The organism is Halomonas sp. SIMBA_159 (assembly GCF_046536035.1).
Taxonomy (GTDB): Bacteria; Pseudomonadota; Gammaproteobacteria; order Pseudomonadales; family Halomonadaceae; genus Vreelandella; species Vreelandella venusta_A.
In genome coordinates, this window is record NZ_JAWJBT010001739.1 from 1 (window position 1) to 232 (window position 232).

Annotated in this window: 1 protein-coding gene; it reads left to right on the top strand. The window is 48.7% G+C overall.

What is annotated here, in order from left to right:
• Window positions 1-232 (top strand): PepSY domain-containing protein (locus R0J87_RS25150; protein WP_498889748.1); only part of this gene is annotated, 232 nt, incomplete at both ends.

The window sequence follows — 232 nt, forward strand, 5'->3', positions numbered from 1 at the left end:
CAAAGGACACCAACCGGCAAGAGAAAAAAAGAAGCAAGAGAAAGGCGGGCAGTTCTATAAATCGGTCTGGCGCTGGCATTTGTATGCGGGGGTTTTGGTTGCGCCGCTCTTAGTGCTGCTCGCCATTACCGGTTCGGTGTATTTGTTTAAAGCGGAAATTGAGAATGTGCTGTATGCAGATTATTACGAAGTTCAAGCGCAAGAAGAGCGGGTAGCGGTTACTGAGCAGCTT